The following is a 23,289-nucleotide window of genomic DNA, read 5'->3' as shown; positions in this document are numbered from 1 at the left end:
CTTAGGTTTATATATGGTTGCAATTTTTCAAAGTTCGATTTGATTCTATCATTTCAGCAAGTCCCGACTGAAGTGAATATTTTGGTGCCCACCCGTTTAAAATTGCCTTTGCATATCGATTATTCAAACAGCTATCCGATATGTCTCCTAATCTAGCTTTACCATATCGAGCAACTTTCGTAATATCCAGCGCTCTGTTAATGACTTCAAACAACTCATTGACACTAGTTTGTTTATTGGACGATATGTTAGCTACTGAATTGTCACCGTTATTTAAAGCCATTAAATTTGCAAAGGCGACATCTTTTACATATATAAAATCTCTGGTCTGACTACCAGATCCATAGATAACGGGAATTTCATCATTACATAGCTTGTCAAAAAATATGGATACAACCCCTCCCTCCCCCTTAGAATCCTGTCTTGGACCGTAAACATTCGAATAACGTAATATTGTATATTTTATCCCGTATAGATCTGCGAATAGTTTAATATAATTTTCCGGGGTATATTTTGAGATCCCATAGAATGAAATAGGGACAGTAGGATGCTCTTCGTCGATACTCAAATAAGCAGGTTTACCATAAACCGCTGCGGATGAAGCATAAATAATTTTCCTCACTTTATACTTAATGCAGTTTTCCAATAAATTTACAGTCCCTGTTATATTTATGTTTGCATCTTTCACCGGCTCTAAAATTGACGTCTGCACACTAATTTGTGCAGCATGATGTATGACAACTTCCGGTTCAATTTCTTCGAACAATTCACTTAAATCATCATTTATATCTGCACAATAAAAATTCGCCCTTTTATTTACGAATTCCATTTTACCGGTAGACAAATTATCTATGATGGATACATTATGTCCATTCTCTATTAACAGTTCAACAATACTTGATCCAATAAATCCAGCTCCGCCGGTTACAAGAACGTTCATTCCTGCCCCTCCACACATATAATAGTTTAAGCAATAAGATATTCAACCTTAAACATAATAGCATATAAAGCACAAGTACATGCCTCTGATCCAAACTCAAATTGGAATATTTTCTCCACTATGATAAAATATTGTCGAGATTTAAGAGAGGGAGACTATGCATGTACGCGTATAAAAAACCAAAGTTAGACGAAAGAGAACAGGCCGAAAGAAGCTCGATTATTTTCTGGCTGCTAATCGGGTTTGCTAGCCTGTTTTTGTTTTGGGCCCCGTTCCAAAAGGCCTTATTTAACGGCAATTCGCTAGACTTCGAGAGACCGATTTATTCAGCCGTCGTCTGGGCCTCCATATTCTTGCTGATGATCGCTGTGTATTTCTTTTACTTCTGGAAGCTTAGAGACCGCAAGGATTTACTAAGTATTCTTATTTTCCTATTGCCGCTCTGCTATTTGATATCCTTAGTTCCGGCTGCATCGGCCTATACAGGCCAAAACCTGCTACTGATACAGATCGTGCAAGTTACTCTTTTCTTGATCGGGGCCTATCTGACCACTTCTGTGATCGGCAACCGGATCATTCAGACTGTCCTGCTGACAAGCGGATATGTAATCGTGCTGTTTGGACTGCTGAACTGGCTTGGCAACGGGCAGCTTGCAGGCACGCTTGTCAGCTGGTTCGCACCTGTCGATGCTGCCAGGGGGATCTATCAGGATGCTGTAATGACAGACTCCAATGGACTCCGTTTAGCCTCCGTCTTTCAGTATGCAAACACCTACGCTGGCTTCTTGATCGCCCTATGGGGCTGCGGGCTGTTCCTGGTGTCGAAAAACCGCAAATGGCCGCAGGTTCTGATCCACAGCTGGATGCTGGTGCCGGTACTTGTATCCTTTATGTTAACTTTGTCACGCGGCGCACTAATTTTCCTTCCGGCTGTTTTCTTTCTTATTCTAATCTTTCAAAAGCCGTCTAGGCAAATATTGTTATTGATTCATCTGATTTTGTCGACTCTTGCGTCTTTTGCCGTGCTAAACAAAGTGACTACAATCGGAATTGATGTAAACAAACAATTCTCGGCTTCTTTGTCCGCACAGGGATGGCTGCTGCTGCTGGGTGCAGGACTTGTCTATGCCATTCTGGCGCTTCTGGTACAACGCTTTGCTGCTCCTGCGCTGGAAAGCAAACTAGAGACATTCTCTGCACGCAAATGGGCCAGAATGACTATTCCAGGCGGTTCGATACTGCTCGGAATTCTGGGGTTCATTATCTTAATGGCCACACCACTTAAAAACATTTTGCCTGACAATGTACGCATCCGAATCGAAACGATTAATTTCTCCCAACACAGCGTTTTGGAACGGTTCACTTTTTACAAAGATGCTATGAAGCTGTTTGCAGATTATCCGCTGTTCGGTGCCGGAGGCGGAGCATGGTCAGCGTTATATGAACAGTATCAGAACAACCCTTACACAAGCCGCCAAGCCCACAACTTCTTTTTACAGTACTTAGTTGAAGTAGGCGCGGTTGGATTTATCGTTCTGGCCGGCTTGTTGATTGCTATTTTCACTTTCTATATTCGCACGTATTTCCGTAGTTCCGAGAATGAGCGGGATAGTCACTTCCTGTACTTTATTTTTGCATCGGCTATTCTGGCGCACAGTATGATTGACTTTGATATCAGTTATGTTTACATGGGGGCTCTCTTATTCATCTGTCTGGGCGGCATGCTCTCCAAAGTGAAAACGAAAGAGTTCTCTAAACAGGTCAGTGCTGTGCGGTATGCTTTCCCTGCTGCGATGATTATACTTTCCATTGTAGTCCTCTTTGTATCCGTACGTTATTTAACAGCCAACAGCTCGTACGCCAAAGCATTAGAGGTAGCTAAAACATCCCAAAACTATACGGATATTGTGACCCCTTTAAACAATGCACTTGAATTAAGGCCCAACCATCCCGAATACATCTTAGTCAAAACGGATATGCTGGCACAGCTATATGAACAAGATAAGAATGAAGATTTTTACACCGAACAAAAAGCTCTAATTGAACAAGCACGCAAAAAAGAACCTAATAACAAATTTCTCCTGGATCGTCAGATTCGTCTTCTTCAAGCCAAAGGACAGCGGGATGAGGCTGCTGAACTGATTGGCACAGCACTACAGAAATATCCTTGGGATATATCTTTCTATGAAAGAATGATCCAATACGAGGTCTCAACAGGCTTCCAGGGATACCAGGCCAAGGATAAAGCCAAAGCGGAAAAATCCTGGAATGAAGCGGCCAAGGTATATCAGGAAGTGCTGGATAGAAAAGTACACCTGTCTAAACTTCCCGAAGGACAGCTGCAAGGGCGTGATTTTGACGTTACGGCTGCCATGAGATTAAGCATAGGTCAAATGCTTTTTGCACAGGGCAAATATGCTGAGACAGAAGCAGAGTTAAAGCCTGTTGTATCGTCCGAATTAAAAGATAGCAGCGAGCAAACCGGAATTCGTTACTATTTGGCTGCACTTAAACTGCAGAATAAAACCGATCAGACCGCATTGGATAAAGCAAAAGGGCAATCTCCAACTGTGCAGCAAGAAGTGGATCAGATCATTGCCAGCTCGCCCCCTCTAAAATAATACAGGATTAAATTAAAAAACAACTACCAAGAGACCTTATCCTTTTCATGGATGAGGTCTTTATTTTGATAAAAAGGATTATTTTACAGGCTAAATGTTTCAATATGTCGATATATGGATAATTATGATTGTTAAATACTTACATCATGAGCTTTACAATCTGTCGCAAAAGGAGGTGAATCGACAAAAGATGAAACATAAGATCAAGATTAAAAAAACAATATCTAAGAATGAATGGAGCGCTGCCCCGATGAATCGATGGTTTACCAAAACTGCACAGATGCTGTGCTTGATGTTCATGCTTTCTGCTCTTATGCCGATTCTTGCTTTAGCCAAAACAAGCTACTCAAATGTAACATTCAACAATGATACCGTATCAGGTTCTGTATACCTCGATAGTAAGGTAGGAAATGAAACCGACCTGCATGTATATGGGCCAAGTGGTAATTTGGTGAAAGTTATTAAAGCTACATATGCCAATTACTACGATGAGACGACAAAGCAGTATAAATATGATTTTTCAACCGTTGTTAGTTCCACTTATTCCTACGTCAGACTGCACTCTGTAGTAGATTCCGTTTATAAGGAAGCGTACAACTCCAACTACAGTGACGATGATAACAATTCCAGCCCTGGCCCCACTACTCCAGGCAGCGGATCTGGCGGCGGTAACGACGGCGGAGGAACAACGCCGGATGATGATAATAAAGCCCCGAACATCATCAAAGCAGGAACGGATGGCTCTCTTGACGCTCAAGCGCTTCAAGAAGCTCTCAGCAAAGGCGATACACTCGAAATCGTACTTAACGGGGATATGGTCAACATCCCGGCTTGGATCCTGAAAGACAACAGCACCAACAAACAAGTTAAAGTCAGAAACGGCAGTGCTGTCTACTATGTACCTTTAGCATCTCTAAGCTACGATTCCCTTGCCAGCTCTTTGGGTGTAGCTACAAGTGAACTGTACATTCGCGTCAGCATTAAATTCGTATCCGAAGCGCAGCGCAGCAGCATGCAAACAGCAGCAGCAGCTATGGGCGGTAAAATTGTAGGTACCCCGGCAGACTTTAATCTGGCGGCAACGACTGCAGCGGATAAATTTGCGGCAATCGATACAGGCAGCGTATACGTGCCTCGCAGCCTGGAGTTTAACTCCGTACTGAGCCAGGCTAAAACAACGGCATTCCTGTATGACGAAACCACTAAGAGCATGATGTTCGTGCCTGCTTTCTACTCGTTTAACGATGGCAAAACAGATGTTATGATCAAGCGTCAAGGTCACAGCGTATACGGTATACTCGAATTGAACAAGACTTTCTCAGACATCAAAGGCCACTGGGGCGAGTCTTACATTACGATGCTTGCTAACAAGCTCGTAGTGGATGGCGTTACCAACACGACATTCCAGCCAGACCGCAGCGTCACTCGTGCCGAGTTCGCAGCAATGCTGGTCCGCTCTCTGGGCGTACAGCCTAATAGTGCTGCTTCCAATTTCAAGGACGTAGCATCCAACCAATGGTATGCTGACGTGGTTGCAACTGCAGCCAAGCTGAAGCTGGTTGACGGTTATGAAGACGGTACATTCCGTCCGAATAATCAAATCACCCGCGAAGAACTGGCCGCTATGGTGGTTCGCGCACTGAACTATGCAGGTGTGAACACGAATGTAGATTCCGCAAAGAGCCAACAGCTTCTTGCCAAGTTCAGCGATTCGAACAGCATCATCTGGGCAGAGAAAGAGATCGCAGCAGCTCTTGATCTGAAAATCATCGACGGTATGACACCGACTATGATTAAGCCTCTTGAGCAGGCGACTCGTGCACAAAGTGCTGCTATGCTGAAACGCTTCCTGGAAGCAGCTAAATTCATTTAACCACCAGAATAAAAAAACGACAGTCCGCTTCAAAGCGAGCGGCTGTCGTTTTTTTATCGCTTTCTCCCACCGAGTCACTAAAACCTAAGGCGACAAAGGACCATTGTAATTATAGAGCCATACCGTTGCTTGTCCATCCCCTGTGCCATATAAATCTGCTTTGTACTGGCAGCCGCTTTTCAAATAAAAATTAGCTGTGACTACTCCGCCATTCGTGACCGAGTTGGTATTCAGCAGGCCCTTACTCACCCAGCTCTTGGAACATTTCTCGGAGAGGGAGGTTATGCCATAAGCATCCCCGCTTATTTTCAGTGTCAATCTCCCATTCTTCCCTTGACCGTCAATGATCGCTGTAGAACTGAAATTATTACCGGTTACACCTGTGGAAACGACTTGATCACCAGCCGCCAGGGCGGATGAAACTGCAAAAGTGAGAGAAAGAAGACCTGCTAGAGTCACGGACATGATTTTCTTTTTCATAATACACCTCCTGTTTTTGGTAATTTGAGTATAGCAGAAATAATTACCAGCAGATATAATATTTTGTAAATAAATGGATCGTCATTCTTCCCTCATAATCTCTGATTAGAGGACCACGACCGCTCAGAAAGAAAGAACTTGTGGCATTCGTAAGCTATGAGATTTTTAACCCAAGTAACAGAAAAACGGACCCCCGGAGGAGTCCGCTTTTACTGGTATTACAGGGTTGTTGAAGCCCTTCTTACATCATGCCGCCCATTCCACCCATACCGCCCATATCCGGCATAGCTGGTTTGTCTTTCTCCGGCTTGTCAGCGATGACAGCTTCCGTTGTCAGGAACATCGCAGCAACGGATGCCGCGTTCTGCAGCGCGGAACGGGTTACTTTAGCAGGATCGACGATACCCGCTTCAAGCATGTTGACCCATTCGCCGGTAGCCGCGTTGTAGCCGATACCAACGGATTCTTTCTTCAGACGCTCAACGATAACAGATCCTTCTTGACCCGCATTCGCAGCGATCGTACGTACAGGCTCTTCCAGAGCACGCAGAACGATGTTTACGCCTGTTTTCTCGTCGCCTTCTGCACCGACAGCCGATACGGCATTGTACACGCTCACGAGGGCAGTACCGCCACCTGCTACGATACCTTCTTCAACAGCAGCGCGAGTTGCGTTCAGGGCATCTTCAATGCGCAGTTTGCGTTCTTTCAGTTCGGTTTCTGTAGCAGCACCGACTTTGATTACCGCAACGCCGCCAGCAAGTTTAGCCAGACGCTCTTGCAGTTTTTCTTTATCGAACTCGGAAGTAGTTTCTTCCAGTTGAGCTTTGATTTGCGAAACGCGAGCGTTGATGTCTTCTTTAGCGCCAGCGCCGTCAACAACGATCGTGTTTTCTTTGGTTACGCGGATTTGACGAGCCGTACCCAGTTGTTGTACAGTAGCGGATTTCAGCTCAAGGCCGAGTTCCTCTGTAATCACTTGGCCGCCAGTCAGAGCAGCGATATCCTGAAGCATAGCTTTGCGGCGGTCGCCGAAGCCTGGAGCTTTAACAGCTACGCAAGTGAAAGTACCGCGCAGACGGTTAACTACCAGCGTTGCAAGAGCTTCGCCTTCTACGTCTTCAGCAATGATCAGAAGCTGTTTGCCTTGTTGTACGACTTTCTCAAGTACAGGCAGGATTTCTTGAATGTTCGTGATCTTCTTGTCCGTGATCAGAACATAAGGATTGTCCAGGACAGCTTCCATTTTGTCTGTATCCGTGATCATGTAAGGGGAGATGTATCCGCGGTCGAACTGCATGCCTTCAACCACTTCCAGCTCGGTTGCGAATCCTTTGGATTCTTCAACGGTGATAACGCCGTCTTTGCCGACTTTCTCCATAGCTTCAGCGATCAGCTCGCCTACTTCATCGTCAGCAGCGGAGATGGCCGCTACTTGTGCAATGCTTTGCTTGCCTTCGATAGGCTTCGCAATGCTTGCAAGTTCTTCAACAGCCGCGCGGACAGCTTTGTCGATCCCTTTGCGGATTACCATCGGGTTAGCACCGGCAGTTACGTTCTTCAGGCCTTCACGGATCATAGCCTGAGCCAGAACCGTAGCAGTCGTTGTTCCGTCACCCGCTACATCGTTCGTTTTGGTTGCAACTTCTTTAACAAGCTGTGCACCCATGTTCTCGAAAGCGTCTTCGAGTTCGATTTCTTTAGCGATCGTTACGCCGTCATTCGTGATCAGCGGGCTGCCGAATTTCTTCTCGAGTACAACGTTGCGGCCTTTTGGTCCGAGTGTTACTTTTACTGCGTTCGCCAGAGCGTCCACACCACGAAGCATTGCGCGACGCGCGTCTTCACTGAACATAATATCTTTAGCCATGGTTTAAAACCCTCCCTGAAATGATATTCGCTGTTACGTTTGCGATCTATGTCCTTACTTGTCCCCGGTTAGAGCGGCCTAGCCGTCCCGGCAAGTATACGAATGCTATGCTTAAGTATAGTTGTTCTACGTTATTGTGCTAAATTAGGCTAAGACGGCAAGAATGTCGCTCTCACGCATAATCAACAGCTCGCGGCCTTCGAATTTCACTTCAGTCCCTGCGTACTTGGAGAAAATAATACGGTCGCCTTCTTTAACTTCCAGTGCAACACGCTCGCCATCTTTCAGCGTTCCGCTACCAACCGCTACAACTTTACCTTCCTGCGGCTTTTCTTTGGCTGTGTCCGGAAGTACGATCCCACTAGCAGTCGTTTCCTCTTTCGCAATGGCTTCAATGATAACGCGATCACCCAACGGTTTGATCATGGATAAATAGCCTCCTTTAGGTTTGTATGGATTGGTTTAGGGTTTAGCACTCAAACATCTTAAGTGCTAACAACACTTTTAATGATAATGATTTTATCATCGTTTTGCAAGTGGGTTTTGTTATTTTTTATAGTTTTTCCGGTAAAAAACGAATTGGAAGACGTTCCCAAACTGAAGTGCCTTCCCCATTGTATCCGAGATCGGCTTTTTTTATTCGTCTTGTACCAAAGACATTCACACGCGGCCCGCATCTATGGAGTCACGCTTTATTACAGCTGTTCCCGCTAGACCTCGCAGACCGAAGACCAAGGACTAAACTCCGACACACTGTTAAGCGGCCTGTTTAACCAGCCGGCACATTCTCGGCGCGTCTATGCGGGTTGCCATGCCGACAATCCGGCATACGTGCTTAGCTCATGCCCGGATACCGCAGATTCCCCAGGATCTTCTCCAGCTCGTGCGTCATATCGAGCAGGCTCTCCCTGCTGATGCCGATGGTGGCAATCTGGATAAGATTACGTTCCGTCAGATAGTCACTTTCATACTGCAGGCAGAACCCCTGCCGGGCAAGCTCATCCCCTATTTCGCAGGAAGAAAGAGGGTGCTGCAGCGGTATCGTAACAATGAGAGGAGCGGCATGCTCTTGTTCCGTCAAAGGCTTAAGCCCCAATCGGTCAAGCTCTTCATAGAGCAGCTCACTCATGTCCATTAATTCATCATAGGGACCGGGATTGGAATATTTTTGTAAAGCCTCGTTCAAAGCATCGAGTAAATTAGAAGAATGCGAGAAAGGCACGCTCTGCCTGTTCGCATACAGACCCAGATCCAGATAACGGGGGAGATGCGGGCACGGAGTTATTTTCTCCTGATGAAAAACAAACGCCAGACCCGTGTAAGCTCCGATAGCTTTGCCGCTGACACCGCTCGCCAGATACACCTGCCGCAGATCCAGCCGCACCGCTCCCAGTGAGCTGACGCAGTCCAGACAGAGCTTGGCCCCATACTTCGAGCACAATTCCCCGATCGCTTCAAGGTCGTTCAGCATTCCCGTCGAAGTCTCGCAATGTACCATCCATACCCACGAATAAGAAGAGTTGTGAAGCATCGCCTCGACGGACTGCGCGCCAAAGGGCTTTCCGTAAGCCTCTTCCAGCACATCGAAATCCAGTCTCATCCGCTGGGCATGGTCTACCAGCCGGCCGCCGAACTCTCCGTTTACGAGAATCAGCCCTCTCCCCTCTATGCGCGAAAGCTGTCCCGCTACAGCATCATTGGCGAGTGTTCCCGAGCCCAGCAGAATCTGCACATGCTCCGACTGTGTCATAGCGGTTAACTGAGCCTGCACGTCCGACATCTTGTCCACAAAATGCGCGGAACGGTGCGACACAGGCTGACGGTTCATCCATCCGGCTACTTCAGCATCAATAGTCACGGGACCGGCGCAAAAAGATACAGGCTCCGGGCTCTTGAACAGCTTCGCTGTCTCCGATTCCTGGAAAGACTGCCGGGTCATATACATCGGCTGGAAAGCAGCCTCCTTGGTCCCTACCGTGTGGGCGAACGGCACAAAACCGAGACGCCGGTACAGCTTCAGCTCCCGCGTCGTTCCGGACATTACGGCCATATCTACGTCTGAGTCCCACAGATAGCCCTTCAGGAACTGAGCCAAGCCGTAGAAAGTGGAACCATACCGATATTCCTTGTCAACGGCCAGGAGGCGAATTTCGACCATATTCTTAGACTTGAAGGGCAAATAAGCATCCACGTTCCCCAGCTTTTCGTCCAACGAAAAAGGACGTTGCCCGCGTATGGCTAGCATAGCGACCAGCTTTTCGCCTTTTTTCCCGATCAAATATGTATTTTCGTCATGAAACCGGTCTACCTTAAGACATTCCTCATTAGGCTCATGTTGAGGGATTTCATCCACGAACGTCTGGTAATTCAAACGGTGGATCTGCTCTATTTCCGAATTGGTCGAAGCAATTTTATATATCAAACTCATCCTGCCCCACCCCTGATCATTTCCTTGATATTGCTTCTATGCGCAAAAAGAATAAGTAAGACGGTCAATCCTCCGAGCAGAGCGCCGGCCCGCGATAATTCAACCCCATAAATAAAGAAAGGATAGGGAACAATCGCAATAAGTCCTGCAGGAGTAAACCTCCGGAACACAAGCAGCAGAACCACAGCTAATCCCAGCATACCTAGGAAAACACTCCAGTCCAGAGCCAGCGCCCCTCCTGCAAAGGGAGACATTCCCTTCCCGCCCCGAAAGCGGAGAAATACCGGGTACACATGGCCCGCCACTACCGCCAGTAACACCATATACAGAACGGTCCGTGAATCGGTGAACAAGGAAGCGGCATAAACCGCCAGGACAGCCTTGCCGGCATCTCCGATGAAAATCGCAGCAAATGTCTTGGAACCGAAATGCCTCCCTGCATTCCGGGCACCGGCATTTCCGCTTCCGAGGGTGCGGATATCCTGACCATGTTGAAATCTAATAAGAAGATACGCCGTGGACAAGCAGCCTAATCCATAGGCGACCAACAACATAATAACCAGATTCATTATCATTCAATCACTCGATTCCCGCGTAATCTTCCTCCATCTCATTATAAACAGTACTTCCTCACCTGAACAGTTAAAGCGGCAGCCTGCCGGAATCCGTTATGACCGGCTACTACGCCAGAAGGTATAAAAAAACAAGCAGTCATTTGACCGCTTGTTCGCTTTGCTCGTCTGGTTCTTCCTGATCTCCGTACTCGGCTTCCCACGCTGCATCTTGTACAAGCTGCTTGCGGTATATAATTCTCGACAAAAAGACACTAAATTCATACAAGAGAATCATCGGCACCGAGACAAGAATAGCAGAAATCGCATCCGGCGGTGTAATAACGGTCGACAAGATGACGAGTACCATGTAAGCATACCGGCGCATTTTAGCCAACCGGAGCGGATTAAGAATCCGCAGTTTCGTCAGGAACATAACGACAATGGGCAGCTCAAAGAGTGCCGACAACGGGAGAATAATATTGAACATAAACGAGAAATATTGAGCGGCCCCGTACAATTCCGTAATCCCCATCGAATGACTGATCGCCGTCGTAAAGAAGAATGCCATCGGGAACACGACAAAATAACCGAACGCCAAACCGGCCAGGAACAAGACGACAGCTCCCGGTATGTACAGGATGGAAGCTCTCTGTTCCGCTTTCTCGAGGCCGGGACTCACGAAAGCCCAAATATGATAGAGCGCTACAGGAAGCGTAATAAGCAGGGCGACAACCATACCGAAATTCATGTATAAACGCAGGGCATCCCACGGCGAGAAGACGTGCCAGGCAATTTTGTCTGCCGGGGGTACGGATTTGAGAAAGAGAATCACACGTTTTGCAAAAATCAAACCAATGACAACGCCGACGACCAGTACACCCAGTACCCAGAAAATCCGTCTGCGCAGCTCGGTCAAGTGTTCGAGCAATGGCTGTTCTTTATCCATGCAGCACCAACCTATCTACTTTCACTACCTTCACAGAAAAACCCTCTTAATCCGGGAGCCGTCGGGGATTATCGGATCTCTCCGCACCAGCGGACACGGGCGGCTGCGAAGCTTGCTGAGTCAGCGAAGCCGGCACCGGAGCTTCCTGTGGGGTTTCGGGAGCTTTGACCGCTTTCTTATCCTCGGATTCGCTCTCCGCCATCATTTCTCTTGCACCGTTCTTGAACTCTCGTAAGGTACGGCCAAAAGCTTTACCGAGCTCAGGCAGCTTGCTCGGCCCGAACAGAAGCAGACAAACGAGAGCGACCAGCAAAATTTCAGTGAATCCTATATTCTGGAACATGTGTACGTATTCCTCCTTCAGTCTGACGGATATGCTTCTCTAGCAGCCATGCAGCCCGCCGTAGCCTAGTGCGGTAATATCTTCACGGACGATTGTTTCCCCGGCGCAGATGCGCGGCAGAAGGACATCGAACGATGTGTAAGGATCGTGCATGACGCAGCCCGGCAAGCCCATGACGGGCACATTGCCGATGTATGCCATCATCAGCATCGAGCCGGGGAGCATCGGCGTGCCATAGCTGACGATGCGGGCCCCGGCCCGGCGGATTGCGCCGGGCGTACGGTCGTCGGGATCGACCGACATGCCGCCGGTTACCAGGATAAGATCCGCGCCGAGTCCGAGAAAACGACGGATCTCGTCACCGATCGCATCCATGTCGTCCGGCGTGAACCGCTGGTCGATCACCTGCGAGCCGAGAGCTTCCACCTTGGCTCGTACAATAGGGCCGAAGCGATCCTCGATTCGGCCCTTGAACACTTCGCTGCCTGTGGTGATCAGCCCCACACGCAGGCTGCGCAGCGGCTTCACGGCGATAAGCCCCGCTCCCGCCGTCGTGTGATCGCGCTCTGCTGCGCCCGGACTCATGCGCAGCTTGTCCTGCGCCGCCGCGAGCTCTTTGTGCGCCGCAGCCAGGCCTTCCGCGCGAGCAACCGGCTCTTCCCCGATCACCAGGGGAATGACGCGTGTCCCCGCCAGAGGCTGGCCCGGCCGCACGACGGTATCCGAGCGGATGGTGGACAGCACAAGCTGATCTATTTCATTAACGGCGTGAACGAAAGTCCGGTCTATTTTGGCAAGGCCGTGGATAGCGGCTTTAAGGGTTACTTTACCTTCATGAGGCTCCGTCTGCTGGACATTGGCTCCGCATACGGCATGTGCAAGGCGAAGAGCCGCCTCATCCTCGTGCATATATCCCCCGGCAAGCTCAAGCACATAGATATGCTCCTTGCCGATACTCAGCAGAGCCGGAATATCCGATTCTTTAATTGAGTGGCCTTTGCGGAACAAACGGCCCTTGAACTTGCCGGGAATAATCTGCGTGAGATCATGGGCAAGAACAAGACCGACAGCCTCTTCCACCTTAACCTCGCGCAGCATCGGCTCAGCTTTCATCACTGTGACCCAGCTCCCGTCCGGTAAGAACCGATAGGGCATGCGGAAGCACGTCGATAATAGCCATCAAGCTCTCATGGACTCCCTTGGGACTGCCCGGCAGATTAATGATGAGCGTGGAGCCCCGAATCCCCGTAACCGCACGGGAAAGCATAGCTCTCGGCGTCTTCTCGATCGATTTCATCCGCATAGCTTCCGCGAAGCCGGGAGCCGAGCGGTCGATGACACTGAGTGTAGCCTCCGGGGTCACATCTCTTGCCGCCAGCCCCGTACCGCCTGTCGTCAGGATGAGGTCTGCTTGAAAATAATCCGTCATTTCAATCAGGGACGCCATAATTTCATCCATTTCATCGGGAACGACACGATATTCAATGATATCTCCTTGGATCTCTTCTTCTACCAGTTCGCGAATAACCTGGGCACTCGTATCTTCCCGCTCTCCCCTGGAACCGCGGTCACTGGCCGTCAGAATCGCAACCTTCCAGCGCATACCTCTCACCTCTCCCTCTACTGTATCAAAATTTCATTAAGAAATGGTATCATTTCTGTTAAAATCGCCGTTTTTACCGCCAGTTTTAGTCAAAAGCATCGTGGGTCCGATCACCATGTCCTTTTGCAGCGCTTTGCACATATCGTACACTGTCAGTGCGGCTGCCGAGACAGCTGTGAGCGCCTCCATCTCGACGCCGGTAGGCCCTGTCGTCCGGACTTCCGCTTCTATAACGAGCGCGTTGTCTCCCTGCTCTTCAAAACGGATATCAACACCCGACAGCGCAAGCGGATGACACATCGGGATCCAATCCGATGTCTTCTTGGCAGCCATAATCCCTGCAACCTGAGATACCGCAAGCACATCTCCTTTGGCAAGACCGCCTTCGCGGATTATCCGGAGCGTATCCGGCAGCATTGTAACGGTCGTACGGGCCACTGCCGTGCGCCTGGTGGTCGTTTTCCCGCTGATATCTACCATCCGGGCTCGTCCCTGTTCGTTAAAATGGGGCAGTTTGTCCGATGAAACCACTAGCTTTCCCTACTTTCACATTCTTAAGTTCTTGTATAGATTCCGCTTTCGGTAATGATCACATCCAGCCGGATATCGTGAGCTTCCATAGGCAGGTCATCGGCCAGCTGGATCTCAAAAGCCGCCGCCAGGAGAGGCGGAACTTTCTTCTCCGCTTTACCGCAGGCAATCAGGAGTTGTTCCAGAAAACGGTCGTAATAACCGCCGCCATAACCGAGCCGCCCGAAGGAACGGTCAAAAGCCAGTCCCGGTACTAATACGGCGGTCACGGCCAGCAGATCGGATAGAATCTCATTGCCTCGATTCGGCTCCAGAATCCCGTGCATGCCTTCCTCAAGATCGCTCCAACTGTGTATTTCATAAAATTTGAGCTCTCGGGTACTGTAGATTGAACGCGGCACATAGACACGGATACCTGTTTCCCAGCAAGCCTCAATAACAGGTTTAATGTCACATTCCGAACGGAAGGGCACGTAAGCCAGGAATACAGGGGATTCAAGCTCTTCCTGGCGGGCAGACCGAGCAGCAGATTCATCGCTCTGATCTGCCTTGGTTTGCGCGAGGTTAGTTGATTCTTCGTTAGTGCGTATGGAATCCATCCCGTTCGGCGGAGTTCCGGTTACATTACCGCTGAAGACAGGCGGATCTTGGGCTGTCTCTCCAATAAGGCTTAGAGCAGTCCGCCCGCTCGCCCGGATGCCGTCTCCGGCTATAGCAGCTTGCAGCCAGGCTATCAGATGCTCGTTAATCCGCTGTTCCCGCTGAATGCGGTCCCCGGGGGCGAGGCTCGATCGCAGTTTCTCCGTACGTTTGCGCACTTGGCTCTTATAATCCATATTCATGAGAAGCAAGCAGCCTCTTTTCAACCGTATCTGTATTTGATAGAAAATTTTATCTATTCAAGGTAGTTGTCACTATTTTATCACATTGCCCGTAAGTTTGAAAAAAATGTGTTCAGTTTTCCTAAAGCTTTTTTTCCTGTACACTTAGGGTAGGCTGGCGGATATACCCTCTGTACGAACACAGCGGGCAGCCTCTCCTTAATAATAAGTAAATAAATTTATAGAGTCCATACGGAGGTAGAAAAGAAACATGCTGCTTCAAGTGAACGGAATAGGTAAAAGTTACGGCGTATCGGCCGTGCTCTCTAACATAACCTTGCAAATTGAAGACAGGGAAAGAATCGGGCTTGTCGGCGTTAACGGAGCGGGTAAATCTACGCTTCTGCAAATCATCGCCGGCGACCTTTCTTATGATGAAGGGGAAATTTTTAAAGCGAAAGATACGCGCATCGGCTATCTGCGTCAGAACAGCGGCCTTCAGACAGATAAGACGATTGCGGAAGAAATGCGCAGCGTCTTTACGGCCCTCTTCGCTGTGGAGGCGGAGCTCCGGAATCTCGAGCGGCAGATGGCGGATCCAAAGCTGGCGAATGATCCCAAAGCCTATGAAGCGACGATGAACCGCTACTCGGCGAGATCCGAATATTTCCGCGAACAAGGCGGCTATGAAACCGAAGCCAAAATCCGCGGAATTCTGCATGGTATGGGCTTCGGCGATTTCCCTCCCGACACCTTAGTCGAGACGCTGAGCGGTGGCCAGAAAACCAGGCTCGCCCTGGCCAAAATGCTGCTCGAAGAGCCGGATTTGCTGCTCCTCGATGAGCCGACCAACCATTTGGATATCCGCACGCTGACTTGGCTGGAATCGTACCTGCGCGGTTATCCCGGCGCTATTCTGGTCGTTTCCCATGACCGGTACTTCCTGGACTCGCTCGTGACTGCGATTTACGAAATCGAGCGGACAAGCTCCAGACGATATACGGGCAATTATTCCCGTTTTGTGGATCTCAAAGCAGCGGATTACGAAATTCGCATGAAGCACTACGAGAAACAGCAGGAAGAGATTTCGCGTATGGAGGAGTTTGTCCAGCGCAACATCGTGCGGGCTACCACGACCAAGCGTGCGCAGAGCCGCCGCAAAGCGTTAGAACGGATGGATCGCATCGATAAACCTCTCGGCGATCTCAAACGCGCCAGCTTCTCCTTCCAGATTGACCAGACATCCGGCAAAGAGGTGCTCCAGGTCAAAGATGTCGGCATCACGGTCGGAGAAGGCAAGAAGCTGCTCAGGAATGTTTCTTTTGATCTGCGGCGTGGAGAAACCGCTGCCCTGATCGGGCCTAACGGTGTCGGCAAGACTACTCTTCTCAAAGCGTTAATCGGCAAATACTCCCCCGATGCAGGAACGATCCGCTGGGGAACGAACGTTAAGATCGGCTTCTATGACCAGGAACAGACCACGCTCAATCCACAACAGACGATCCTGGAAGAGGTCTGGAACACGTTTCCTTCTATAGAAGAAGCGCGTATCCGTTCCGTCCTCGGCAACTTCCTGTTCACCGGCGAGGATGTTTTCAAGAAAATTTCCTCCCTCAGCGGCGGTGAGAAAGCCCGCGTCGCACTAGCGAAGCTTATGCTTCTCAACGCCAACATGCTCATCCTCGATGAGCCGACCAACCATCTTGATCTGTACAGCAAGGAAGTGCTGGAATCGGCGCTGCTGGATTACGAGGGAACGCTGCTGTTCATTTCCCATGACCGTTACTTCCTGAACAAAATGGCGGAGAGCATGCTGGAGCTTGAGCCTGGCGGGGTGACTCACTATTTGGGTAATTACGACGATTACACAGAGAAAAAGGCCGAACTCGCCGAGATTGAAGCCGAGCGGCTCCGGCAGTTGACCACACGCGAAGGGAAACCGTCCGCCTCTTCTGCGGCCGAGAAACCCGCGGCCGGCTACGAGGCGGACAAGCAGGCGAGGCGCGAAGAACGCAACCGTCAGCGCCGCGTAGAGCAGCTCGAACAAGACATTGCCCGGCTTGAAGGGGAAATCACGGTTCTCGAAGAGCAGCTCGCTGACCCTGACGTTTATAACGACTATGTGCTGGTTCAGGAGAAGAACACCCTCATCGAGCAGACACGCGATGAACTGCAGCAGTGCTATGACGAGTGGGAATCCCTCGTAGGATAGAAATGCCGGCATGACCGGAACGTCTTATCAGGTCATCCCCCCTATCTTTAAACAGCTAAAAAAAGCAGTCCGCCGGGAGAGACTTCGTTGTCTCACGGAGGACTGCTTTTTAGTTCATTTCATGAGGCATCCGGCCAGTTTGTGCCGGGCTGCGCCGGATTCAAAGAGACCTGGGCCGGTTTGTGAAGCGATGCTAACTGTTATTAGTGCACGGATATCCGCTCAAGTTACAGCTTAAACCTGCTTACACTCAGCCGGAGTTCTTGAGCCATCTCATTAAGAACGTTTGCGGAAGCGGAGATGTCTTCCATCGAAGCAAGCTGCTCTTCGGATGAAGCCGCAACGGTTTGTGCGCTGTCGAATGCCTGGCGGTTCATGCTGGACAGCTCCGAAATGGAGGCAGCGACTTCCTCGGTGCCCGCAGACATCTGCTGGGAGGAAGAAGATACCTCCAGGATCTGCTTTGCAAGCTCATCCATATGATCCACGATCCGCTGGAAGGCTTCACCGCTTTCCGCAACAACCTGGGTCATCTCCGTCACTTCCTCCGCCGTCCGTTTCATCATTCCTACCGCCTTACCGGTACCGGAACGGATCGTAACGACGAGATCGGAGATCTGCTCGGAGGATTGCTTGGACTGTTCGGCCAATTTGCGGATTTCATCCGAGACGACCGAGAATCCTTTGCCATGCTCACCGGCACGCGCCGCTTCGATCGCCGCATTAAGCGCAAGCAGATTCGTCTGCTTGGCGATATCGGCAATCATCGAAGTAATATTGCCGATCTGCTCCGATAGTCCGGTCAGCTGATTCACCGATTCCATCGAGCTTTGAACCGTCTCGTTCATGTGAGACATCTGCGCCACATTGCGCTGGATCAGCACATTCCCCCGGGAAGCCTCTTCAGCGGCAGACTCGGAGGATTGGGCGACCGATCCCGCCGATTCTGCAATCCGCTGAATCCCCGAAGCCATTTCCTCCATCGCAATGGTACTTTCCTGCGTACTCTGCATCTGGCGCTCGGCACCCGCGGCCACCTGTTCAATCGAGCCCGCAATATGATGCGTGGCCTCGGTTGTCTGATTCGCACTGGTCTTAAGAACTTCGGAAGCGTGACCCACTTCTTCAGACGAGTCGCGAATTCCCGTAATCAACTCCCGGATACTCGCCGTCATCATGTTGAAATTGTGTGCCAGAGTACCGAACTCATCCTGACTCCGTACGGGAATACTCACTGTCAGATCACCTTGAGCAACTTCCAGGGACAAACGGGATAATTCACCTACCGGCTTTAAGAGTTTGCGGACAAACAAACTTAACATGACGATAAACAGCAGTCCGATTCCCAGACTGATCCCAAGACTCATCCAGAACCGGAAGGTCAATTCTTCGTATCCATCTTTAAAGTCAAAATCAATTCCCACATAAGCGGCCGGCTGTCCGGAAGGATCATCAATTATACTCATGATGCTGATCCATTGGCCCGCTTCATCTTTATAGACCGTGGAAATGCCCTGTCCCTCTTTCTTCATCCCCTCATAGGCTTTCCCGTACTCTTCCGAAAGCGGGTAATCCATCAGAGGTTCCGCTGCCAGTTTGGAATTAGACCCGATTACTTTCAGGGTAGTCTTACCGTCCGTTACGTTCTCTTCGGGATAGTAGAGGACAATGTTCGACACATCGCTGTCTTTAACAAAGTGATCCGCAATACTGATAATCTGTTCCCTGTCCTTTTTAGCAGCCTCGGACTGATCCCCTTTCTTAATCTGTTCCATAACCTTCGTCAGCAGCAGAACCTCATGTTCCCACATCAACCCGACAACCTTCTCCGTCGCTTTAAGTTTCCTTTGATAATCCTTTATTTGCTGGATATAGGAAACCGCCATCAAGACTCCGGATAGAACCAACATCAGTACCGTCGTCAATGCAATCAATTTCGTCGTTACTTTCCATTTTAAATGTCTCATTGAATCCCCCTATAGTTTCTATAGGGACTATATCGACATTAATCGACGATTATTTTAACTTTCGGTACAAAATTCTGTATCCAAGTTCATCCAATTCGATATTCATCATGCCGTCGACAGGTTTTACCTCTTCCTCAGACAACGCATCACGCCAATCGTCGGTGTTCATCGGATGGCTCAGGGTCACACGCTCCTCCGTATTATTCATCCAAATGGTGAAGTGAGTGTCCCCGTCAATCCGCTCATAAATAATGCAGGGATCCCCGGGATCCGCTTTCAAGAAACGGAAACTGCCCTGCCGCAGCGCTTTGTTTTCCTTGCGGAGATGGATCAGAAGCTTATAGAAATCAAGCAGCTCGTTGTCCTGCATATCGGGATGCCACTGCATACACTGACGGCAATCCGGGTCGCCGCCTCCTTGAAGCCCTACCTCGTCCCCATAGAAAATGCAAGGCGTGCCCATATAGGTCATCAGGAACACGACGCATAGTTTCAGCCTTCTTTTGTCTCCGCCGACACGCGTCAAGACTCTCGGGGTATCGTGGCTGCACAGCAGGTTGAAAACCACTTCATTGGCCTGTTTCGGATAACGCATGAGCAGAAAACCCATGCTGCTTGCGAACGAATGCCCGTCCATCCCAGGCCCGGAGAAGAATTCCAGCACTTTATCGGAGAACGGATAGTTCATGACCGAATCGAACTGGTCCCCCAGCAGCCACATCAGCGAGCCGTTCCACACCTCGCCCACAATATAAGCTTCCGGATTGACTTCTTTGACAACCTGCCGCAGTTCCCGCCAGAAATGGTGGTCAATCTCGTCCGCGACATCCAGGCGCCAGCCGTCGATTCCGATTTCCTCGATCCAATACTTGGCGATTCCGATCAGGTAGTCTTTGACCTCCGGGTTAGCGGTATTAAATTTCGGCATGCTTTCAAAAAAACCGAACGTGTCATACGTGGGAATCCCGTCTTTGACCGCTATCGGAAATTCGTTCACGTGGAACCAGTCCACATACTTCGAGTCTGCCCCGTTCTCTCTTACATCTTTAAACGCAGGAAAATCCAGCGCACAGTGATTAAAAACAGCATCAAGCATCACGCGGATTCCGCGTTCATGACAGGTTTCCACCAATTGCTTCAATAGCTTGTTATCGCCGAAATGAGGGTCTACCTTTTTATAATCAATGGTGTCGTATTTATGGTTAGAAGGAGACAGGAATAGAGGAGTAAAATAAATCGCATTAATGCCAAGATCCGTTAAATAATCGAGATGATCCAGAACACCTTGGAGATCACCTCCGAAAAAATTGTCCACTTCGGGCCTTTCGCCCCACGGCTGAGTACCCTCAGGGTCATTGCTCTTATCCCCATTGGCAAACCGTTCCGGGAATATTTGATAGAAAATCGCATCTTTTGCCCATGCAGGCGGATGAAAGACATCATTCTCATGAATATACGGAAAAGCATAATACCCCCCCGTCGGATAGGGCTGTTCAGAATGAATCCCCGTCTCCGTCATCCACAGCTGCCGATCTCCTGAGCTAAGCCGGAAGCAATAAGATAACCGCTTGTGCTCCGGGGAAATTTCGGCTTCCCAGTAATCGAACAACGAATCGGAAGCCGTTTTTAACATCGGAAATTCTTTGTAAAAGCGGTCCCAGTCGTATTTGTCGCTTGTAATCGCCGTTACCTGATCCACATCATCACGCTGGGTACGGACACGCAGGTGGATCAAATTATTATCGTAAGCATAGGCCCAGTTGCTTTTAGTCCCGTGATAAAAGGCTTCAATATTCATCCGTTTCACTCCTTACCGAATAAAGATATCGTTCCTAATTACACGATTTTCAACCTCTGCGAACCAATATATTTTTATCCACATAGTCATCCACAGCCTCTTAATAAAAAAAAGCTTAATTTTCAAAGCTTCAGGCACTTATGAACAGATTTATCCACATTATCCACAGTTTTCGCTTCAAAAGTTATGCGGAAGTTATGCGGAACCCCGGGAAATAAAAATCCCCTGAAAAATAAAGTTTTTCAGGGGTTATCCACATTATCCACAGGGGGTGTGTATAACTTCTCAACACTCACCCTGTGAATAATTTAGGCCATTAAGGGTACATCACGTGAAGCGTCCGCATTAGCACGGACAGCCTGATTGCACGCGGACAGGAACGCCTTGGCAGCCGCGAAGAGAATGTCCTCGTCAAGGCCCGAGCTTTTGTACGTCTGCGAACCGCAGGATACGGTAACGGCCGCTTCCCCCGTTGCCTTCTCACTCGCGGACAGCGAATGCAGCTCCAGATCGGTGAAGGTAACCTCCATAGGAAGCGCCTGGCGGATACAATTCACGATGGCTTCGATCGGTCCATCTCCGGTCCCCGACCAAGTGGCTTCACCGCCACTCTCATTGTCCCGGATGGTCGCCGAGGCGACACGGCTGCGGTCGCTGCTGCTGACTACCTGCAGGTGAACCAGAGAGAAGCGCTCTGCTGCTGTTTGGTCTCCGATTAAGCCAAGCAGCTCGTCATCCGTCACATGCTTCTGCTCGTCGGCCAAGTTCTTGAAGCGGCTGTACACATCTTCAAGAGCCGCTGCGTCCAGGTCAATACCGTACTGACCTGCACGGTGTTTGAGAGCATGACGGCCGGAATGCTTGCCCAGAATAATCATAGAGCGGGGAATACCCAGCTTCTCAGGCTCCATGATCTCGTAAGTATTGCGGTTCTTCAGCAATCCGTCCTGATGAATGCCCGATTCATGCTGGAAGGCATTGCGTCCGACAACCGGCTTGTTGAACGCAATCGGCATGTTCATTACGCGGCTGACCATGCAGGAAGTATTATAAATTTCGCTGAGATTTATACCGGTCGTCACCCCAAGCGCCTCGGAATGCGTCTCAACCGCCATCACGATTTCTTCCAGAGAACAGTTGCCCGCACGTTCCCCGATTCCGTTCACCGACACCTCCACATAGGTGGCGCCGTTCTTGATCGCGGCCATGGAATTAGCAACCGCAAGACCCAGATCGTTATGGCAGTGGGCGCTGAACTCAGCGTCCTGCGCTCCGCGCGCATGACGGCGCACATCGGCAAACATCTGCCCGTAATCCTCCGGCAGCGCATAGCCGACCGTATCCGGCAGATTGATAATGGTCGCGCCTTCCGCAATGACCGCTTCAATCAGCTCGTACAGATATTCGCGTCCTGTCCGGCTGGAGTCCATTGCTGTAAATTCAATGCGCTCGCAGAACTGCTTCGCATAAGCCACCATCGTTCTCGCTTCTTCCTTGACCTGCTCCCGCGTTTTGCGAAGCTGGAAATTCAAGTGGATATCCGAAGAAGAGATGAACATGTGAATCCGGCGCAGTGCCGCATCCTCGGTCGCTTTTAGCGCCGCATCGATATCGATTTGGACCGCTCTGGCGAATCCGCAGATTTCAACGCCCTGAAGCTCCCTGGAAATCTGCTGGACGGCTGCAAAATCCCCCGGGCTTGAGATCGGAAATCCCGGTTCAATCGTGTCCACACCGAGCTTAACAAGCTGTCTGGCAAGCCGGATTTTCTCCTCCGGATACAGTGAACCTCCAGGGGCCTGTTCCCCGTCCCTCAGTGTCGTGTCAAAAATCTTAATTTGCCGTTTAGTCATGTCTATTCCTCCTTATTACCCTTGAAGGGCTGTATTAGAAACTCCTTGCGGAGGTTTCTTGATGCTCCACTTGCTCCACTTGCTCCACTTGCTCCATTAACATTGAACCGCCGCTACGCCTCTTTTCTGCGTGCTCAGCTTCATCCCTCCGGGTAATCCCGAGCACGCAACAAACACAAAAAGCCGCCGTCTCCTGTTAAGAGACGACGGCATAGCCGGCGCGGTACCACTCTTGTTGACTCTTCGTATAGAAGAGTCCGCTCGCAGCGGCGATGCTGGGCGGGTTCCAGAAGGCAAAAGCATGTGTGCGTAATCCACACCAGCTTGCTGTCTCTTCTTCACCCGGCAGCCAATCGCCGCTGCCCGATAACGGAGGCGCCCGGATTTAAGCTTCAGTCACGCCAGGCAAGTTCTCGTCTGCGCGTGTTCTTCACTTCCCGCTCCCAAGC

General features: G+C 49.8%; 18 protein-coding genes and 1 other annotated feature (1 of these 19 only partly in view). Of the genes, 3 read left to right on the top strand and 15 right to left on the bottom strand.

The features are described 5' to 3' along the window. Positions 1–7: 7 nt before the first annotated feature. Positions 8–940, bottom strand: a complete 933-nt coding sequence (locus EDM21_RS18300; RefSeq protein WP_157337853.1) for an NAD-dependent epimerase/dehydratase family protein — start codon at positions 938–940, stop codon at positions 8–10. A gap of 161 nt (positions 941–1,101) precedes the next feature. Between EDM21_RS18300 and EDM21_RS18295 the strand changes: the two genes are divergently transcribed. Together EDM21_RS18295 and EDM21_RS18290 are read left to right on the top strand one after the other, a co-directional pair. Next, positions 1,102–3,561: an O-antigen ligase family protein gene (locus tag EDM21_RS18295; RefSeq protein WP_157337851.1), complete on the top strand. Its 2,460-nt coding sequence runs from the start codon at positions 1,102–1,104 to the stop codon at positions 3,559–3,561. A gap of 250 nt (positions 3,562–3,811) precedes the next feature. Continuing rightward, the gene (locus EDM21_RS18290) at positions 3,812–5,434 is read left to right on the top strand and encodes an S-layer homology domain-containing protein (protein ID WP_157337850.1); all 1,623 of its coding nucleotides are present in this window, start codon (positions 3,812–3,814) and stop codon (positions 5,432–5,434) included. 84 nt (positions 5,435–5,518) lie between these two features. Here the strand turns inward: EDM21_RS18290 and EDM21_RS18285 are convergent, their stop codons facing one another. The 11 genes from EDM21_RS18285 to EDM21_RS18235 form a co-directional block, all read right to left on the bottom strand. After that, a complete protein-coding gene (locus tag EDM21_RS18285) occupies positions 5,519–5,914 on the bottom strand; it encodes a hypothetical protein (RefSeq protein WP_157337849.1) in 396 nt (131 codons plus the stop codon). A 241-nt stretch (positions 5,915–6,155) separates the two neighbouring features. Beyond that, complete coding sequence (gene groL / locus EDM21_RS18280) at positions 6,156–7,784, bottom strand: chaperonin GroEL (protein WP_068777541.1); 1,629 nt, start codon at positions 7,782–7,784, stop codon at positions 6,156–6,158. A gap of 144 nt (positions 7,785–7,928) precedes the next feature. After that, positions 7,929–8,210 (bottom strand): co-chaperone GroES, encoded by a 282-nt coding sequence (gene groES, locus EDM21_RS18275; protein ID WP_157337847.1) that lies wholly within the window; start codon positions 8,208–8,210, stop codon positions 7,929–7,931. A 409-nt stretch (positions 8,211–8,619) separates the two neighbouring features. Continuing rightward, positions 8,620–10,212, bottom strand: a complete 1,593-nt coding sequence (locus tag EDM21_RS18270) for an aminotransferase class V-fold PLP-dependent enzyme (protein ID WP_157337845.1) — start codon at positions 10,210–10,212, stop codon at positions 8,620–8,622. Continuing rightward, positions 10,209–10,787: a glycerol-3-phosphate acyltransferase gene (locus EDM21_RS18265; RefSeq protein WP_157337843.1), complete on the bottom strand. Its 579-nt coding sequence runs from the start codon at positions 10,785–10,787 to the stop codon at positions 10,209–10,211. Before EDM21_RS18265 ends, EDM21_RS18270 begins: the two co-directional genes overlap by 4 nt. A 136-nt stretch (positions 10,788–10,923) precedes the next feature. Beyond that, positions 10,924–11,712 (bottom strand): twin-arginine translocase subunit TatC, encoded by a 789-nt coding sequence (tatC, locus tag EDM21_RS18260; protein ID WP_157337841.1) that lies wholly within the window; start codon positions 11,710–11,712, stop codon positions 10,924–10,926. A 46-nt stretch (positions 11,713–11,758) separates the two neighbouring features. Beyond that, positions 11,759–12,055: a twin-arginine translocase TatA/TatE family subunit gene (locus EDM21_RS18255; protein WP_157337839.1), complete on the bottom strand. Its 297-nt coding sequence runs from the start codon at positions 12,053–12,055 to the stop codon at positions 11,759–11,761. Between the two features lie 39 nt (positions 12,056–12,094). Next, the gene (locus EDM21_RS18250) at positions 12,095–13,168 is read right to left on the bottom strand and encodes a molybdopterin-binding protein (RefSeq protein ID WP_157337926.1); all 1,074 of its coding nucleotides are present in this window, start codon (positions 13,166–13,168) and stop codon (positions 12,095–12,097) included. Then, the gene (gene mog, locus EDM21_RS18245; protein ID WP_068777534.1) at positions 13,158–13,658 is read right to left on the bottom strand and encodes a molybdopterin adenylyltransferase; all 501 of its coding nucleotides are present in this window, start codon (positions 13,656–13,658) and stop codon (positions 13,158–13,160) included. Before mog ends, EDM21_RS18250 begins: the two co-directional genes overlap by 11 nt. A gap of 36 nt (positions 13,659–13,694) precedes the next feature. Continuing rightward, a complete protein-coding gene (gene moaC, locus EDM21_RS18240; protein WP_166542084.1) occupies positions 13,695–14,189 on the bottom strand; it encodes a cyclic pyranopterin monophosphate synthase MoaC in 495 nt (164 codons plus the stop codon). Between the two features lie 23 nt (positions 14,190–14,212). After that, positions 14,213–15,031, bottom strand: a complete 819-nt coding sequence (locus EDM21_RS18235) for a 5-formyltetrahydrofolate cyclo-ligase (RefSeq protein WP_157337837.1) — start codon at positions 15,029–15,031, stop codon at positions 14,213–14,215. Positions 15,032–15,281: 250 nt separating this feature from the next. Between EDM21_RS18235 and EDM21_RS18230 the strand changes: the two genes are divergently transcribed. Further along, the gene (locus EDM21_RS18230) at positions 15,282–17,222 is read left to right on the top strand and encodes an ABC-F family ATP-binding cassette domain-containing protein (protein ID WP_157337835.1); all 1,941 of its coding nucleotides are present in this window, start codon (positions 15,282–15,284) and stop codon (positions 17,220–17,222) included. 227 nt (positions 17,223–17,449) lie between these two features. Here the strand turns inward: EDM21_RS18230 and EDM21_RS18225 are convergent, their stop codons facing one another. From EDM21_RS18225 to EDM21_RS18215, 3 genes are all read right to left on the bottom strand, one after another. Beyond that, complete coding sequence (locus EDM21_RS18225; protein WP_157337833.1) at positions 17,450–19,189, bottom strand: methyl-accepting chemotaxis protein; 1,740 nt, start codon at positions 19,187–19,189, stop codon at positions 17,450–17,452. A gap of 49 nt (positions 19,190–19,238) precedes the next feature. Further along, positions 19,239–20,987 (bottom strand): alpha-glycosidase, encoded by a 1,749-nt coding sequence (locus tag EDM21_RS18220; RefSeq protein WP_157337831.1) that lies wholly within the window; start codon positions 20,985–20,987, stop codon positions 19,239–19,241. 308 nt (positions 20,988–21,295) lie between these two features. Next, a complete protein-coding gene (locus EDM21_RS18215; protein WP_157337829.1) occupies positions 21,296–22,840 on the bottom strand; it encodes a 2-isopropylmalate synthase in 1,545 nt (514 codons plus the stop codon). Between the two features lie 196 nt (positions 22,841–23,036). After that, positions 23,037–23,289, bottom strand: a binding site (T-box leader); it runs 89 nt beyond the window's last position.

It is taken from the genome of Paenibacillus lutrae, assembly GCF_009757775.1.
GTDB classification, from domain to species: domain Bacteria; phylum Bacillota; class Bacilli; order Paenibacillales; family NBRC-103111; genus Paenibacillus_F; species Paenibacillus_F lutrae.
Note: the sequence above shows the minus strand (reverse complement) of the source record. Positions and strands in the feature narration are given on the sequence as shown.